At 59.7% G+C, this 15,133-nt stretch carries 15 protein-coding genes and 1 pseudogene; 9 read left to right on the top strand and 7 right to left on the bottom strand.

Annotation, left to right across the window (positions count from 1 at the left end; genetic code table 11):
• Positions 1-125: 125 nt before the first annotated feature.
• The 3 genes from BFN67_RS17055 to BFN67_RS17045 all read right to left on the bottom strand — a co-directional run bounded on the left by BFN67_RS17055 (position 126) and on the right by BFN67_RS17045 (position 2,913).
• On the bottom strand, positions 126-581 hold the full coding sequence (locus tag BFN67_RS17055; RefSeq protein ID WP_245295245.1) for a hypothetical protein: 456 nt from the start codon (positions 579-581) through the stop codon (positions 126-128).
• A 77-nt stretch (positions 582-658) separates the two neighbouring features.
• Positions 659-1,603, bottom strand: coding sequence for a YVTN family beta-propeller repeat protein (locus BFN67_RS17050; RefSeq protein ID WP_245295248.1), 945 nt, complete (start codon positions 1,601-1,603; stop codon positions 659-661).
• Between the two features lie 47 nt (positions 1,604-1,650).
• Positions 1,651-2,913, bottom strand: a complete 1,263-nt coding sequence (locus tag BFN67_RS17045; protein ID WP_080919901.1) for an ABC transporter substrate-binding protein — start codon at positions 2,911-2,913, stop codon at positions 1,651-1,653.
• 507 nt (positions 2,914-3,420) lie between these two features.
• Here BFN67_RS17045 and BFN67_RS17040 point away from each other — a divergent pair.
• Positions 3,421-4,971, top strand: coding sequence for an ATP-binding protein (locus tag BFN67_RS17040; RefSeq protein WP_080920748.1), 1,551 nt, complete (start codon positions 3,421-3,423; stop codon positions 4,969-4,971).
• Complete coding sequence (locus tag BFN67_RS17035; RefSeq protein ID WP_080920747.1) at positions 4,968-5,633, top strand: response regulator transcription factor; 666 nt, start codon at positions 4,968-4,970, stop codon at positions 5,631-5,633. Before BFN67_RS17040 ends, BFN67_RS17035 begins: the two co-directional genes overlap by 4 nt.
• Positions 5,634-6,198: 565 nt before the next feature.
• Here the strand turns inward: BFN67_RS17035 and BFN67_RS17030 are convergent.
• Entirely contained in the window at positions 6,199-6,483 is a 285-nt protein-coding gene (locus BFN67_RS17030) for an SIP domain-containing protein (RefSeq protein ID WP_080920746.1), read from the bottom strand.
• Here BFN67_RS17030 and BFN67_RS17025 point away from each other — a divergent pair.
• Both BFN67_RS17025 and BFN67_RS17020 read left to right on the top strand, forming a co-directional pair.
• Entirely contained in the window at positions 6,482-6,841 is a 360-nt protein-coding gene (locus BFN67_RS17025) for a DUF2147 domain-containing protein (RefSeq protein WP_080920745.1), read from the top strand. The genes BFN67_RS17030 and BFN67_RS17025 overlap by 2 nt on opposite strands.
• Positions 6,802-7,767 (top strand): annotated as a pseudogene (locus BFN67_RS17020) (cryptochrome/photolyase family protein); the annotation flags it as partial. The gene BFN67_RS17025 and the pseudogene BFN67_RS17020, both read left to right, overlap by 40 nt.
• A gap of 47 nt (positions 7,768-7,814) precedes the next feature.
• On the opposite strand, the gene BFN67_RS17015 reads toward BFN67_RS17020, so the two are convergent.
• Genes BFN67_RS17015 through BFN67_RS17005 form a run of 3 tightly spaced genes read right to left on the bottom strand, consistent with a single transcriptional unit; the run spans position 7,815 to position 11,207 of the window.
• Positions 7,815-9,053 carry an SAM-dependent methyltransferase gene (locus tag BFN67_RS17015; RefSeq protein ID WP_080920743.1) on the bottom strand — a complete coding sequence of 413 codons (1,239 nt, stop codon included), beginning with the start codon at positions 9,051-9,053 and terminating at the stop codon, positions 7,815-7,817.
• A complete protein-coding gene (locus BFN67_RS17010) occupies positions 9,040-9,858 on the bottom strand; it encodes a DUF1365 domain-containing protein (protein ID WP_080920742.1) in 819 nt (272 codons plus the stop codon). Before BFN67_RS17010 ends, BFN67_RS17015 begins: the two co-directional genes overlap by 14 nt.
• Entirely contained in the window at positions 9,858-11,207 is a 1,350-nt protein-coding gene (locus BFN67_RS17005; protein WP_080920741.1) for an NAD(P)/FAD-dependent oxidoreductase, read from the bottom strand. Before BFN67_RS17005 ends, BFN67_RS17010 begins: the two co-directional genes overlap by 1 nt.
• A gap of 138 nt (positions 11,208-11,345) precedes the next feature.
• On the opposite strand from BFN67_RS17005, the gene BFN67_RS17000 reads away from it, so the two are divergent.
• The 5 genes from BFN67_RS17000 to BFN67_RS16980 are packed head-to-tail and all read left to right on the top strand — an operon-like array spanning position 11,346 to position 15,128.
• Positions 11,346-11,999, top strand: coding sequence for a sigma-70 family RNA polymerase sigma factor (locus BFN67_RS17000; protein ID WP_080920740.1), 654 nt, complete (start codon positions 11,346-11,348; stop codon positions 11,997-11,999).
• Positions 11,996-12,649, top strand: coding sequence for a ChrR family anti-sigma-E factor (locus BFN67_RS16995; protein ID WP_080920739.1), 654 nt, complete (start codon positions 11,996-11,998; stop codon positions 12,647-12,649). The genes BFN67_RS17000 and BFN67_RS16995 overlap by 4 nt, the downstream gene beginning before the upstream one ends.
• Positions 12,650-12,694: 45 nt before the next feature.
• Complete coding sequence (locus BFN67_RS16990; protein ID WP_080920752.1) at positions 12,695-13,531, top strand: DUF1295 domain-containing protein; 837 nt, start codon at positions 12,695-12,697, stop codon at positions 13,529-13,531.
• Positions 13,528-14,553, top strand: coding sequence for an SAM-dependent methyltransferase (locus BFN67_RS16985; protein WP_080920738.1), 1,026 nt, complete (start codon positions 13,528-13,530; stop codon positions 14,551-14,553). Before BFN67_RS16990 ends, BFN67_RS16985 begins: the two co-directional genes overlap by 4 nt.
• Positions 14,550-15,128, top strand: coding sequence for a hypothetical protein (locus BFN67_RS16980; RefSeq protein WP_245295303.1), 579 nt, complete (start codon positions 14,550-14,552; stop codon positions 15,126-15,128). The genes BFN67_RS16985 and BFN67_RS16980 overlap by 4 nt, the downstream gene beginning before the upstream one ends.
• Positions 15,129-15,133: the final 5 nt, after the last annotated feature.

Here is a 15,133-nt window from a genome sequence, read left to right as displayed (position 1 = left end):
ATGGCCGTAGAAATGGCTGACGCCGGCGACATCGAGCGCCGCCGGTTTGCCTTCACGGTCGATTGTTCTCACATGCTGCAAGCAGTGCTCCTTTCCTCCCATTAATAAGACGGGAAGAAAGCCGGCTATTTGATGGTTATGGTTCCCTTGACGCCCTTGTCGGCGAGATCGGGCACCGACCATGTGTATTTGCCTGGCCGAACCGTATGGAACTGCACCAGTATGGTGCCCTTGTCGTCGAATTCCAGCCAGGCCGGGGCGCCGGCCATGTGAACCTCGAGATCGTCGATGACGATCTGGTCGACCCAGACATTGCGGAACAGATCGGTCATGAACTTGTATTCGAAGCCGCCCTCGGAGGTGATCTTCCAGCGATAGCCCTGGTTGGCAATCAGTTCGAAATCCTTGGTGTTGACGTCATAGTTGGAATCTTTCGAGCCGATGATCAGCTCCGGCACGTTCTGACTTGAACGCGTGTGCTGCGGCGCATCATCGTCATCGTCGGCCGCATGTGCCGCAAGGGGGCTAAGGCCAAGCCCCGTAAAGGCGATCAAGGCGATGGCGGTGCAAAATTTCATCATGTTCTCCCCGTTGGTTGCAATTTGGCAGGTGGTATGGAGCCTGATCCGAAAAGCCTGCGACTTTTCGGGACCGGGCTCTAGTTCGGTGCGACGATGACCCCCCAGGGCTCCTTGCCCACGGTGAGCGACTGGACAGGCTCGTCCGTCGCCGCATCGATGAAGGTGATGTCGTTGGAATTGCCGTTGGTGGAAATCAGCGTCTTCTGGTCCGGCGTGAACGCCAGATGCCAGACGCGCTGGCCGACGAGGATGTATTTCAGCACCTCGTAGGTCTTGGTATCGACCACCGCGACATGGTTGGCGGGACCGAGCGCGATATAGGCCTTCTTGCCGTCGGCGCTGATATTGACGCCGACCGGCTGGATCGTCTCGGCCCTGAGGCCGGGGATCTCGAAGGTGATCTTGTGCACCACCTCGCGCTTGGCGTTGTCGATGACGCTGACCGTGCCGCCGACCTCGGCGCTGACCCAGACCTGCGAACCGTCCGGCGTGAATTCGGCATAGCGCGGCCGGGTGTCGACCAGCACATTGTCGACCACTTCATGCGTCTCGGTGTCGATGAAATGCGCCATGCTGGTGGTCTCGGACGTATTGACCAGCACCTTGCCGTCCGGGCTTATCCCCATGCCTTCCGGCTCGACGCCGACCGGGATTTCCGAAAGCACCTTCTTGTTCTCGACATCGATGACGGTGACCAGATTGTCGTCCTCATTGGCGACGTAGAGCTTCTTGCCGTCGGGCGAGAGCACGAAAAGCTCGGGGTCCGGCCCGGACGGCAGCGAACTGACGATCTCCATGGTCGCGGTGTCGATGACCTCAACCGTGTCGTCGTCACTGGCGCACAGATAGATGAACTTGCCGTCATGCGAGATGGTGATGCCGCGCGGCCGCTGGCCGACATCGACCGTCTTGACCACCTTCATCGTGTCGGTGTCGACGACACTGATCGAATTGCCCTTCTCGTTGGAGACATAGGCGGTATAGGCGAAGGCGGGGCCGCCGGTGACGCTGGCGGCAAGCATGGCCAGGATCAATGCTCTTGGTCGCACCTGAATTCCTCCCGTTCGGTTCATTTGAGAACGCATTTGGTTTCCGGCTTGTCCACGCCGAGCGTGTCCAGTTCGGAAACCTGATGAAGATAGCCTTCCTGCGGCGAGGTCGAGATGACCGACCTGGTGTCGCCCAGCAGGATCGGCTGCCGAAGCTGAAGGTTCCAGTCGCGGAAGGTCAGCTTCTGCCCCTTGAAGGCGGCGACCGAAAACTTGTCGGAACGCAGATAGGCGTCCATCGTCTCGGGATCGGTGCCCTTGGCGCGGGTGGCCGCCTCGCCGACGACGCGAACCGCCGTCCATGCCAGCATGTCCTTGGACAGCATGCGCCGCCCGGTGGCCTTGAGGAAACGGCTCTGCATCTGAATGCCGGCCCATTGCTCGCTGGCCGGGTGCCAGGCCGAGGGCACGAGCCCGGTGGTTCCGGCCACCGGGCGCGGCATCCAGGTGCGGTATGGCACATAGGTGCCGAACACCTCGCTCTCGTCGGCGACCAGCATCACGTCGTAATCGGGAAGCCCCTGCGTGAAGGTCGAGATCAGCTTCTGGATCTGCACCGCGCCAGTGTCGGTGCGGCGCGCCGTGCCGGTGTCCTTGAATTCCTTCTCCGCCAGGATTTCGCCGCCGAAACGCGACGCGGCCCGGCGCAGCGCATTGGCAAAGAGATGGTCGCCCTCATGCGAACCGTAGATCAGCACCCATTTCGGCCAGCGCTTCCACATCAGATATTGCGCCAGCGCATCGGCCAGCATGGAGCGCGTCGGCGCGATGTGGAAGACGTTGATGCGGCAATTCTCTTCGCGCAAGCTGTCGTCGGTGGCGCCGATATTGAAGATCAGCACGCCCTTGTCGCGGGCGATGTCGGCGATCGCCAGAATTTGCCTGGCCGAAAGATCGGCCACCACATAGCGGTCGCCCTTGGCGACCAGTTGGTTGAAGGCGGCGACCGGATCGTCCTCGGGCTTGATCTGGATCGTGTCGAGGGTGAAATGCTGACGCAGGAACTTGCCGGTCGTGTCATTGTCGGCAATCGCCACATTGGCTCCGGCAATGCCTTCGTCCTCGGGCGGCTGGTCAAGCAGGGAAAGCGTCAGATGCGGCTTGAAAGCACGCAGATAGCCGATCCGGATTTCTGTGATCGGCTTTTCAGCCTTCTTCGCCGCCGTGGCCTGGGCCGGCTGTTCCTGCGCTATGGCAGATGAACCGTTAACCGCGAGGCCATTGACCGCAAGAGCAAGTGCGCCCAAGAAGACCGCGACGCTGCGTGGTCTCGCATCTGTCATAAACAAATAACCAATTCTCGCGCCAAAGTCCGAACTTGTCGGAAAAAAGCGAAGTCAAGGTGCCCGTGGCGGACTATACGGCCAACAAACGTCGAGTTCTTTGACGTTCTTCTCGGTTCTCGAATATCCCTTCTTTGTAGCATTTTGGCCTTAAACGTCAGCGCTCTAGAAATATCCGGGAGGCCCGATGATTTTAGGGAGGGCCTCCCGGCCACTACTTTGCGTGCACTACCATCACGTCTGGGCGGGTGCATCTTCACAATAGTGGCTCTGCCAAGACCGCGCTATGGAACTCATGCGCGATCTTATTGCCAAAAGTTCCCGAACATATTGCCAATAGTCTGCTGGTACGAAGGTATGTCCCTTGTTGAGTAAGCGATTTTTAATTCACTTGCGAACCGCACCATGAAAGCCTTGCGGCGATTGAAGGCAATATATTGTGGCCGGTATGCCATAAATTACGTATGAGCTTTCGCTTCGGGACTCGCCAGACGCAAAGGATGAGCAATGACCGTTATTGCGGACGGAGATGCCGATCATTCAGCACCCATCTCCTCTTCATCTCAATCATGTCCGTACGTTTCTGGTTCCCACGACCGCCCCTCCCGCTTGTGGTATCGAATGTCACTCCGGTGGCAGATCCTGACCGCTTTCATTCTTGCTAATTTCATAGCCGGCATTATCGCAGCCGTCGTGACGATCTATGACGCGCGCCGCGCAGCTGCAGTTGAAATCAACGCGTCCATGCACCTGGCGGAGCGATTTGTAAACGAAGCCGTTCGGCGCGTCGTTTCCGGACCAAATGACCGCGAGATTTTGACGTCACTGGCGGCGCAGATCGGCTATATCCGACATGTCCGGGTTTTCGTAACCAATCGTGCCGGGAGTAGGGCTGCCCTATTGCCGATAGCAGACGGCCTCACCGCAAACGGTCGCGAAGCGCGTGTGCCGGACTGGTTCACGAAACTTGTACAGGTTGATGAGATAAGGCGTGAAATGAGGATCGGCATCGCCGATCACCAAATTGGATCCGTTATTCTTGTCGGGTACGCTGGTGATGAGATCGCGGAAGTTTGGGAGGACTGCAAGAAGCTGGCTGCCGTCGCTTTCATTCTGAATTTGATAATTTTCGCCATACTCTACTTCGCGTTAGGGCGGGTCCTGCATCCACTTGCAGACCTCGACAGAGGCTTGCGCCACCTTGAGGAAGGAAAGTTCCAGCATCGCTTGCCACGACCTCGGCTGGTAGAATTGGCTCACATCGCCGATCGCTTCAATGCTCTTGCGGACCGCCTTGCTACGGCGAAGGCCAATAACAACCAACTGACGCGGAAGCTGGTCACGGTTCAGGACGACGAACGCCGGCTCATCGCCACGGAACTTCACGATGAGATCGGGCCTTGCTTGTTCGGAATCAGGGCAAATATAGCTTCGCTGGAGCAATTTCTCCACGCAATCCCGGCAAAATCGGCGGCTCGAATGCGCGACCGGGTCGAAACGGTCAGCGAGATTACCGACAAAATGCAGAAGCTAAACCGCCGTCTTTTGAGCAGAATCCGTCCTATGGCGCTCGGTCATGTCTCGCTGGCGGAACTGCTGACTGCACTGATCGCTGACTTCGAGCGCCTCAATCCGGGACTCGGAATTTCTTGCGCAGTTAATACGATTGCGCATAGCTACGGCGACACAATAGACCTGACGGTTTATAGGTGTGTTCAAGAGGGCCTCACGAATGCCGAACGCCATTCTGATGCAAGCTCCGTTCGGATTTCGCTGCAGGAGACGCCCACGAGTGGATTGTCATCCGACGAACGACCAGACAGCTCGACCGCCGTCAAACTTACGATACGCGATAATGGACGGGGAATTCCGCAGAATGCCCAATGGGGCTTCGGCTTGACTGGCATGGACGAGCGCGTACGTGCGTTGGGTGGCCGCTTCGCGATAGAGAGCACGGCGCAGACGGGTAGCTCTCTGAAGATTATCATTCCTGTCGATAATGTCCAAAAGCGGATTAACGCGCTAGAACGAAGCCGAAAAAGCGGGGGCCGGCTGTGACACGTGTCCTGATAGTGGACGATCACCCTATCGTGTTGCAAGGCTGCCGACGGGTTCTGCAGGACGCAGGCGTCTGTGAGGTCGTCGAAGCCGGTGATGCTATCAGCGGGTATCGCCTGTTTCGGCGCGCGAGGCCAGATGTCATCATTGTAGATCTTTCGCTACAAGGCAACAGGCTTAGCGGGCTTGATTTGATCCATAGGATGCGTGTGCATGATCCCCGTGTTCCGATATTGGTGTTGAGTATGTACAGCGATCCCTACATTGTCAGCCGCTCCTTGGATACCGGGGCGACAGGCTATGTCCTGAAGGAAGCTGGCCCTCGCGATTTTTTAGACGCTTTTCAGACGGTTCGTTGCGGAAAGCCATACCTGAACCATGATATCGCAATTCAAGTCGCCATGTTAGGTTCACGGCGTAGCGAAGGTGCTCTGGCAGAATTATCGCCCAGGGAATTGCAGACACTGACGCTGCTTGCAGAAGGGAAGCCGTATCGCGAGATCGCTAGCGATCTCAACATCAGCTATAAAACCGTTGCGAATAGCTGCTCTCAACTCAAGGTGAAGCTCGGGGCCCGGAACCTTCCAGAATTGATCCGTATCGCGGTGCAACAATTGGCCACGGATTCGCAGGCTCTTTTGAAACCCAAACGCACGCCATAGAACCTGTAGGGCGTTGGAACCGCTGGAGGCAGTATCCGCCGCATTTGCAATTTGATTGCGCGGGCTCTATCCGCGTAAGAGACACGGGATGTCTGCCACCAAACCTCCGCCTTCTTCCGCGGGGCATGACATGCCGCACCTAGCGCGATTGACTAGCTTATCCACCGTTCCACGATTGTCGGAAGACGAATGCTGCGCTTCAAAAGCGAACGGGATTGGATACGCTCTTGAAGCGTAAGCTTCTCAGGCGGCCAAGATCGCACTCTGGTACATAGGTCAGATTGAATCTGCGGTCGGTACGCTCTTCTGTCGGCAGCAGTTTGCGCTTCTCCGTCATTCAGATTGCAAGATGATGATGTGGAGATTGTTTCACGTTCAAAGGCCGCATTCCGATCATTCCGCGGTCCTGCTGGGCGTATGATACTACCACGCCTACGGCCTGAGCCTTCGTGGTTTGAAGAAGACGGCTACCAAGCGGGCAATGGGTGCCGTTCAACGATCCATCGCCATTTTACGACATCACCTGCCGATTGGCTTTTTTTTGGAAGAGCCCGCACCAGAAACGTCATCCAGCCATCAATCCAGTTGCACCCCGACGCCAATAAGCGGCGACCAGGGTTTGATCGCGACCGAACCCCATCACTCCCCGCCATTGGTCACGCACCGTCTTGGCTGCTGCCGCTTCCGCTGCGAACCAACCGAAAGCTGAATCGCTTTGCGGCCACGCCATCGACAAGATCTCCCTTGCCATCCGCTCGTCGGTTCCCGCAGCTGCGCCGTTTCGCCCGGATTCTGCAACCTTTTTGTGGCGATCGCGATGATGAAACATAAAGCTAGGAAAGTTCACCATGCCCTATCTCGCACGGATGATTGTCATGATTCGAGGCCGGTTGAATGACTCTTACTGCCTTGGTCACACTCACGACGACACGGCAGCTAATCGAGCCGTTGCGGGCAGATCTCGGCTGCTCGGGTTTGGTGTATTGGCAGCCGCAATGATCCTGTCTGTCACTGCGTTCGCACAGGTTCCGGATGAATTCCTGGGTAAGTGGTCTACGGATCCTGGACGCTGCGAGCAGATCAACGGCGAAGCGGACATGCTTGAGGTGGTGCAGTCAGGCTTCCAGTTCTATGAGATCGGCTGTGAAGTGAAAAAGCCCATACATTCGGCGAACCCGAGCGGCCGCTTGCTACGCCGTCGCGGCTGACATTCTTCAAGAACAAGGGAGAGTTCAAGCCATCGCCTGTCAAACTCGTCGAACTGATGCTGGAGCCGTCTTCTCCCGACTGGGCAAGCGGGCTGCGCGCAACTTGGCAACGCGGCGAAGCCGGTGCGCAAGCGCAACTGGAGAAGTTCCTGGACAATGACGTAGGTAGTTACGCCGACTGCAGGGATTACCCGGGCAAGACCTCGACATCGCGACTTTCCCCCTATCTGCGCTTCGGGGATATTTCTGCCCGACAGGTTTGGCATGCCGCAACCAACGCGGCGCACGCCGGGTCTTCAAATCGAAATCTCGAGAAATTCCAATCGGAACTTGGCTGGCGCGAATTCTCGTATCATCTTCTCTACAATAACCCGGACGTCGCATCCCGAAACCTGCAGTCCAGATTCGACACCATGCAATGGCGGCAGGATACCACCGCGCTCGAGGCTTGGCAGCATGGCAAGACCGGCTATCCCATCGTCGATGCCGGCATGCGGGAACTCTGGAACACCGGATGGATGCACAACCGCGTGCGCATGGTCGTTGCGTCCTTCCTGGCAAAACATCTTCTCATTGACTGGCGTCAAGGCGAATCCTGGTTCTGGGACACGCTGGTCGACGCCGATCCGGCCAACAACCCGGTTAGCTGGCAATGGGTGGCAGGCTCGGGCGCCGATGCCGCCCCCTATTTCCGGATATTCAATCCTGTCCTCCAGGGGCAGAAGTTCGACGCCGATAGTACTTACGTCCGGCGCTGGGTACCCGAACTCGCAAATATCCCGGCATCCGTCATCCATAACCCGTGGCGGCATGAAGCAGAATCGATCGGCCGGAAGTCAAAATGCGTCCCGTCCTATCCCGACCGGATCATAGACCACGACTATGCCCGCCGCCGCGCACTGGAAGCCTACAAGAACCTGGCATAAGGCCGACGAACGACAGAGTGGCCGCCAGCCATCTTCAGGGTCAGGCCTCAGGCGTCGTTCTGCTGTTTTATAGGAGTCAGGACAAAAAAGCCTACATCGATGGTCCCCGCCCTAAAACCTGCCTCGCAATAGCACAGATAATATTCCCACAGCCTGCGGAAACGTGCCGGAAACCCCATCGTTTCGATCTTCGGCCAGGCGGCCACAAACCTCTCCCGCCATTCGGCCAGGGTTTTCGCATAGCTGAGGCCGAAGCTTTCCGTCGACACCAGCTTCAACCCGGCGGCCTCGGCCTGCCGGGCGATGATCCGCTTCGTCGGCAGCATGCCGCCGGGAAATACGTAACGCTGGATGAAGTCGGCCGAACTGCGATAGGTGTCGAAGCGCGATTCATCGATGGTAATGACCTGAAGCACGGCCGTGCCGCCCGCCTTCAGCCGGTCACGCAAGGTTTTGAAATAGACGGGCCAATAGGCTTCGCCAACGGCTTCCAGCATTTCGATCGAAACAATCCGGTCGTAGCTTCCCTTGATGTCGCGATAGTCGGTCAATTCCAAGGATACGGCTTTGGCCAGACCCTCGTCGGCGCTTAGTTGCCTGGCAAAGGCAAGTTGCTCGGACGACAGCGTGACGCCGGTCACGAGGGTTCCGCCTTGCGCCAACCTGGCCGCCAGCGCTCCCCAGCCGCAGCCGATTTCCAGAACGCGCTCGCCTTCCTGCGGATCGAGCAGTTCGACGATCCGCTCCAGCTTGGCGTCCTGCGCCTCTTCGAGCGTCTGGCCCGGCCGCACATAAAGCGCCGAGGAATAGCTCATGCTTTCGTCGAGCCAGCACTGGTAGAAGGCGTTGCCAAGATCGTAGTGAAAGGAAATGTTCTTGCGGCTGCCGGCCTTGGTATTCGCCCGAAAAACATGGCGAAGGCGATTGAATATCCGCACGGGCAGGAATCCGGAAATCTTCCGATCGAGTTGTCCGATATTCAGCGCCGCCAGTTCGAGAAGTGCCGCAAGATCTGGCGTCGACCAGTCGCCATCGATATAGGCTTCGGCAAAACCGAGGTCACCATGGGTGACAAGCCGCCGGATAGCGCGCCAGCGATGCAGCACAAGCGTCGCTTCAGGCCCCGGTTGCGCCGCTCGGTGCTCGATGCGTTCTTGCGACGGCGTGACGACGGTAATGCGTCCACACTCAAGTGTCGCAGCGATTTGGCGTACAAGAAATGCGGCCAAGCCCTGGCCTCGGCGCTTGCCGCTCCATGCTGTGCGGCTTTCGCTATCGACGGACATGGTCGGGATCTTTCTCGGGATGGCGGCCGGCGGGCTTAAGCTCGTGGCCAAGGGTGACCGGCAGGTCGGGCGGCGGCGGCCGATGCTGCAAGCGCACGCCCTTCAACCAAAGCAACAGTGCCTCCCAGTGGATGCCGACGATCACTTTCAGCGTCAGCAACGGGTAAATGAGGAACAGGCGGGCAAGCGAAGCATCTGTCAGCGCCCGCCGTTCGGCTGCAAGTTTGGCGATGATCAACGGCCCTTGCGCATCATGACCGGTAACGGAAACCGCAAGACGTCCGCCTGGCGGCAGGACGACAAACGAATAGGTCATATCGGTGCTCATGAAAGGCGAAACATAGAGCGACTTCCGGCTTTCCTGGCGGATAGGCGCCGGCGCGCCGGAAGGCACGGGGATGAGGTAGTTGTGGCGCTGCCCGAACGTGTTGCTGACCTCGTAAAAGATGGCGCAAAGCGATTTGTCTCGCCTGTGGCAGAAGTACACGTTGAGCGGATTGAACGCATAGCCAAGGATTCGCGGCATGGTCAGCAGCCGGATCGGGCCGCCGGTTTCGACGCCGGCCTCGCGCAAATGCCGCTCGATTTTTTCGCGCGGCGAACCGGCTTTCCCGTCGGCATGATCCCGGTCGTGGAAGCTGAACAGGTTGAAGCGGTTGTGTGAGAACAGGCGGAGCGCGCGCGCCAGCGTATCGATCTCGTCGAGATCGAGCAGCAGGTAGAAAATGCTGTAGCGAAGGCGGTGTTGCTTTGGCCGCAACCGGTGGTGCATCACCTCGCCGGTATAAAGGGCGGAATCCGTCATCACGCCGCCTCGATCTCGGCCATAGCTGGCAATACAGGACGAAGATGGATGCGTCCGGACTCCTGGCGCACGGTCCATGGCCGCCGCACGCCGCCGGCAGCCTCGGCGACCGCAAGGCCTGCCTGCAACCCGTCTTCATGGAAGCCGGCGCCGAAATAGGCGCCGCAGAACCATGTCCGGTGAACACCTTGCAAGGACCAGAGCTGTTTCTGCGCCGCCATGGCTTTGCCGTCGAAACCCGGATGCCGATAGTTCAATCGCCGCAACACCGCGCTGGGCTCGATTTCGCGGTGGGGGTTGAGCGTGAGGAACAGTGGCGCCTCGTCGGCGATGCCCTGCAGCCGGTTCATCCAGTAGGTTACGGCCAGTTGGCGGCGATGGTTCGTTTCCCGAGCCATATAATTCCAGCTCGACCAGACCTTGCGCCGGCGCGGCATGAGGTTGCTGTCGGAATGAAGAATGGCTTCGTTGTCGACATAGCCGAAAGCGCCTAGCAGACGCCGTTCCTCGGGGCTCGGATCGGCAAGCATGGCCAGCGCCTGATCGGCATGCGTGGCGATCACGACGTGATCGAAATGGCGACGATGGCCGTCATGGCCGGCGATGTCGACGCCGCTCGCCGTCCGCGCGATGGCCTTGATCGGGTAGTTCGAGACAATTTCCGGGACAGCCCCGGCAAGCACACGCACGTAGGAACGGCTGCCACCCTCCACGGTGCGCCAGATCGGGCGGCCGGACAATTTGAGAAGCCCGTGGGTTTCGCAGAACCGGATGAAAGCGGCCGCCGGATAGTGTCCGATATCGGCCGCCGGCGTCGACCAGATGGCCGCAGCCATCGGGTAGAGATGATCGTCGCGGAACGCCGCGCCATAGCCGGCGGCGTCGAGATAGGCGTCGAGCGAGGTTGCGCCGAGCGTCGCCGCGTCAAGCGGCGCCTCGCGATAGAAGCGCACGAGATCGCGCAGCATCCGCCAGAACCTCGGGCTGATCAGATTGCTGCCCTGTGCGAACAGGCCCCCCAAGCCGGTTCCGGAATATTCGAGACGGCCGTCGTCGAGCGAGACGGCAAAGGACATATCCGATGGCTTCGTCGCCACGCCGACATAATCAAACAGGGCCGCAAGGTTCGGATAGGTGGCTTCGTTATAGACGATGAAGCCGGTATCGACGGGCACGCCGGCCGCATCGACGGTGTTGCTGTGCCCGCCCAGCCGGTTCTCGGCCTCGAACAGGGTCACCCGATGCCGCCGCGACAACAACCAGGCGGCGGACAGACCGGAAATGCCACTTCCGACGACGGCAATGTCGAGCGACGGGCCGCGATCTTCCTTGCGACCATGCTTTTGCATCCAATCGTCTCCAGATCCGTTCCTGGTGTTCAAAGGATTTCCCTTCGCTTCTCGAACTGCCAATATCTACGAAGCTTCGAGCGCGATGGATCACATCGAACATGATCCAACCGCGGCGCGGCCGCGTAACAAAGGCAAATGAATGTCGTACAGCTACATCGCGAACAGAGGCGCGCGCCCCAAGGCTGGCCGGCAGCGAGGGGCATCGGTTTGAAGCGCGTGGAAAAAGAAGACGCCCCACCGTCTGCAGATGAGCAGTGCCAGCTCATTCAGGCCGTGGCGACGGCGCGCGACCGCAGCGCATTTGCCGAGCTTTTCACCCATTTCGCACCGCGGGTGAAAAGCTTTCTCATGCGTTCCGGGCTGACCGACACCATAGCAGAGGAAGTGACGCAGGAAACCATGCTGGCGATGTGGCGAAAGGCATCCTATTTCGATCCGAGCCGTGCCGGCCTGTCGACATGGATTTTTACGATTGCCCGCAATCAGCGCATCGACCGTTTGCGGCGCGGACGGGTGCAAACGACGAACAGCCTGTTCGATCCCAGCGACGAGCAGGATGCACCCTTGTCCGGTGAAGACATAACGATTGCGGCAGAGCGCGAGCAACAGGTACGCACGGCGCTGGGCACCTTGTCGGACGAGCAGGCAACGATCGTGCGTCTGTCTTATTTTTCCGAGAAGCCGCATGCCGAGATCGCTCGTGAACTCGGCATCCCGCTGGGAACGGTGAAATCGCGTATTCGGCTCGCGTTGAATCGGTTGCGCAGCCTGTTGGACGGTGACCTATGACAATCCACCATCACCCCAGCGATGAAACGCTTCTGCGCCATGCGGCCGGCACCTTGAGCGCAGGGCTCGCATTAGTCGTTGCCGTCCATATCGAAGGATGCGCCGCCTGCCGCGCGCGTTCGGCTCGTTTCGAGGCAGTCGGTGGAGAGCTCCTCGAAGACATGCCGCAGGCGCGGCTTGCCCCGGATGCGCTCGGCAGGGCGCTGGAGCAGCTTGATCTCGGTTCGAGCGCTTCGAGCGCACGGCCCACCAACGTCCCTCGTCAGGCGGCGTTGGGAATAAAGCTTCCCCAGGCGATGCGTCAGTGCGAGATCGGCCCCTGGCGCTGGCTCGGCCCCGGTTTCAAATGGAGCAAGGTCGAGATTGCCGGAAGCCCGCAAGCCAAGGTCATGCTGCTCAAGGGACGGGCCGGCCTGCGCCTGCCAGCCCATGGCCACACCGACATGGAGTTCATGCAGATACTTTTTGGATCGCTTTCCGATGAACGCGGCCAATATCTACCGGGCGATCTGGACGAAGCGGGATCGGACGTCGACCACCAGCCTATCGTCGGCACCGAATCCGACTGCGTCTGCCTTGCCGCGCTGGAAGGCGACACACGCCTTCACGGATTTCTGGGACGGCTGTTGCGGCCGCTTGTTGGATTCTGAGCGGGGCGTGATGCGCAGGCTGGCAAGTAAAGAATCGCCTTGATGATGACGCTGGCAATCATGCTCATAGGCTTGGCGATGGCGCTCTGCGGCGTCATGGCGCTTGCGTGGTTCGTTGCGGGTTGGACCGGGCGATCCGGATGGATCGATGCGATCTGGTCGTATGCTGTCGGTACCGGCGGGGTAGTGACCTCGCTGCTGCCATTGGGTGCAAGCGACCAGATCGACGCCCGCCAATGGCTCGTCGCGGGCCTCGCCGCCCTTTGGTCCCTGCGGCTGGGGTCCCATATCGCGGCACGCACGCTACACGGCGGCGACGATCCGCGTTATCGGCAGTTGCGCGAAGAATGGGGCGGCAGGTTCAGGAGCAGGCTTTTCTGGTTCCTGCAAATCCAGGCGGCGGCAGCCTTTCTGCTGGTCCTCACCATCCTGACCGCCGCGCATCGTCCGGGAGACGGCCTATCGTATGGCGACCTGCTGGGGATTGGCATCTTCGCGATTGCCATTGTCGGAGAGGGCATGGCGGACCGCCAGCTCGCGCGCTTCGGCGCCGAGCCTGAGAACAAGGGCAAGGTTTGCGACACCGGCCTATGGGCATTCTCACGCCACCCGAATTATTTCTTCGAGTGGCTGGTCTGGGTGGCTTTTGCCGCGATCGCCATTGTTGGCGGATCCTATGGTTTCGGCTGGGCAGCCCTTGCGGGACCCATCTTCATGTATTGGCTGCTCGTCTATGTCTCCGGTATTCCGCCGCTCGAGGCGCACATGCTGCGCTCGCGCGGCGAGGCTTTTAGCGCCTATCAGCGGCGCGCCAATGCGTTCTGGCCCCGACTGCCAGCCACTCGGCATCCCGCGCAGAAGTTTGAGGATGGAAGATCATGACCCTGCTTTCGTCGACAATCCGCCTGGTCGAGCAGGCACCGCTGCCGGATCCCCTGACCAATCTCGGGGTCCAGTACCTGGTGGGTCGCACCAAAACGCGTCTGGCGTCATTGCCGGCCCAATACGCGCAGAATTTCGTGCGTGACATGGAACATCACCCCATTGCCGCCCATGCAGAAGCGGCCAACGCACAACACTATGAGTTGCCGTCGCAATTCTTCGCGCTCACGCTGGGGTCGCGCCGCAAATATTCATGCTGCCTCTATCCGAAAGGCGACGAAACGCTTGCCGAGGCCGAACGGCTTGCCCTGCGTGAAACAGTCGAGCATGCCGCTCTGGCAGACGGTCAACGCATCCTTGAACTCGGTTGCGGCTGGGGGGCGCTGACCCTGTTCATGGCCGAGCGCTATCCGAATGCGAAAATCACCGCGGTCTCGAATTCCACGCCGCAACGGCATTTCATCGAGGCGGAAGCCAAGGCGCGCGGCGTGGGCAACATTACGGTCATCACCGCAGACATGAACGACTTCCAGGCAAGTGGGAAGTTCGACCGTGTCGTTTCGGTCGAAATGTTCGAGCATATGTCCAACTGGTCGTCCTTGCTGAAGCGCATCCGCTCATGGCTGGCGCCCGACGGGCGCTTGTTCGTCCATGTCTTCAGCCACCGCAGCCAGCCCTATCGCTTCGATCACGGCGACCGGGCCGACTGGATCGCCCAGCACTTTTTCACCGGCGGCATCATGCCCAGCCATGGTCTGATGGCGATGTTCCCCGACCTCTTCGAGGTCGAAAGCGACTGGCAGTGGAATGGTCTGAATTACCAACGCACTGCGCTCGACTGGCTGGCGAACTTCGATGCGAACCTGCCGCGGATCGACGCCATCCTGCGCGACGTGTACGGCGCGGATGCGGCACTGTGGCGCCGACGCTGGCGTCTCTTCTATCTCGCGACAGCTGGTCTCTTCGGCCATGCCGATGGCAAGGAATGGGGCGTCAGCCACTATCGGTTGCGCCCGGCGTGACTGGTTTGACGCGATGGGCTTTTCTGGGATCCATCTGGAGGCGCATCGGTGCGTATGCCGCCCATGACGACCCGTTGGTCGCTTCCTGCAATCTCATCGCGCTGGTCGTCGCCTCCAACCAGCCCTTTTATCCGCTCTATGTTTACTGGGCCGTCAGCGAACATATATCGCCGACCTTCTTCACCTTCCTGTCGACACCGTTCTTTCTTGCCGTGCCAGCCGTGGCTCGACGCTCGCCCAAGCTTGGTCGTGCCCTGCTTCCGCTGGCCGGCATGGCGAACACCATCTTGAGCGCGAGTGTGTTCGGCCGTGCATCGGGCGTGGAGATCTTCCTCATTCCCTGCGCGCTGATCGCGGCGGCGTTCTTTCGATCGTCCGAAAGGCTGCTCGCCTTGGCGCTGGTCGGGCTGGCGCTGCTTATTTATCTTGGGCTCGGTGAATTCACCGGCGCGCCGCTGCACCTTTATTCACCGGCCGAGTATCAGGCCTTCGTCAGACTGAACGCCATGAGCGCCGGCACGCTGACCGTCTTCATCGGCCTGATCGTCTCGGGAGAGCTGAGTCGCAAAAACTGAAACCG

Source organism: Manganibacter manganicus (genome assembly GCF_002075885.1).
Taxonomy (GTDB): Bacteria; Pseudomonadota; Alphaproteobacteria; order Rhizobiales; family Rhizobiaceae; genus Mesorhizobium; species Mesorhizobium manganicum.
Note: the sequence above shows the minus strand (reverse complement) of the source record. Positions and strands in the feature narration are given on the sequence as shown.

Bases quoted from the DNA above. Each gene is read 5' to 3' on its own strand.
- BFN67_RS17055 (WP_245295245.1), bottom strand. From the start codon at position 581: ATGATGAAATTTTGCACCGCCATCGCCTTGATCGCCTTTACGGGGCTT.
- BFN67_RS17050 (WP_245295248.1), bottom strand. From the start codon at position 1,603: ATGCTTGCCGCCAGCGTCACCGGCGGCCCCGCCTTCGCCTATACCGCC.
- BFN67_RS17045 (WP_080919901.1), bottom strand. From the start codon at position 2,913: ATGACAGATGCGAGACCACGCAGCGTCGCGGTCTTCTTGGGCGCACTT.
- BFN67_RS17040 (WP_080920748.1), top strand. From the start codon at position 3,421: ATGACCGTTATTGCGGACGGAGATGCCGATCATTCAGCACCCATCTCC.
- BFN67_RS17025 (WP_080920745.1), top strand. From the start codon at position 6,482: ATGCCCTATCTCGCACGGATGATTGTCATGATTCGAGGCCGGTTGAAT.
- BFN67_RS17030 (WP_080920746.1), bottom strand. From the start codon at position 6,483: ATGGTGAACTTTCCTAGCTTTATGTTTCATCATCGCGATCGCCACAAA.
- BFN67_RS17015 (WP_080920743.1), bottom strand. From the start codon at position 9,053: ATGTCCGTCGATAGCGAAAGCCGCACAGCATGGAGCGGCAAGCGCCGA.
- BFN67_RS17010 (WP_080920742.1), bottom strand. From the start codon at position 9,858: ATGACGGATTCCGCCCTTTATACCGGCGAGGTGATGCACCACCGGTTG.
- BFN67_RS17005 (WP_080920741.1), bottom strand. From the start codon at position 11,207: ATGCAAAAGCATGGTCGCAAGGAAGATCGCGGCCCGTCGCTCGACATT.
- BFN67_RS17000 (WP_080920740.1), top strand. From the start codon at position 11,346: ATGAATGTCGTACAGCTACATCGCGAACAGAGGCGCGCGCCCCAAGGC.
- BFN67_RS16995 (WP_080920739.1), top strand. From the start codon at position 11,996: ATGACAATCCACCATCACCCCAGCGATGAAACGCTTCTGCGCCATGCG.
- BFN67_RS16990 (WP_080920752.1), top strand. From the start codon at position 12,695: ATGACGCTGGCAATCATGCTCATAGGCTTGGCGATGGCGCTCTGCGGC.
- BFN67_RS16985 (WP_080920738.1), top strand. From the start codon at position 13,528: ATGACCCTGCTTTCGTCGACAATCCGCCTGGTCGAGCAGGCACCGCTG.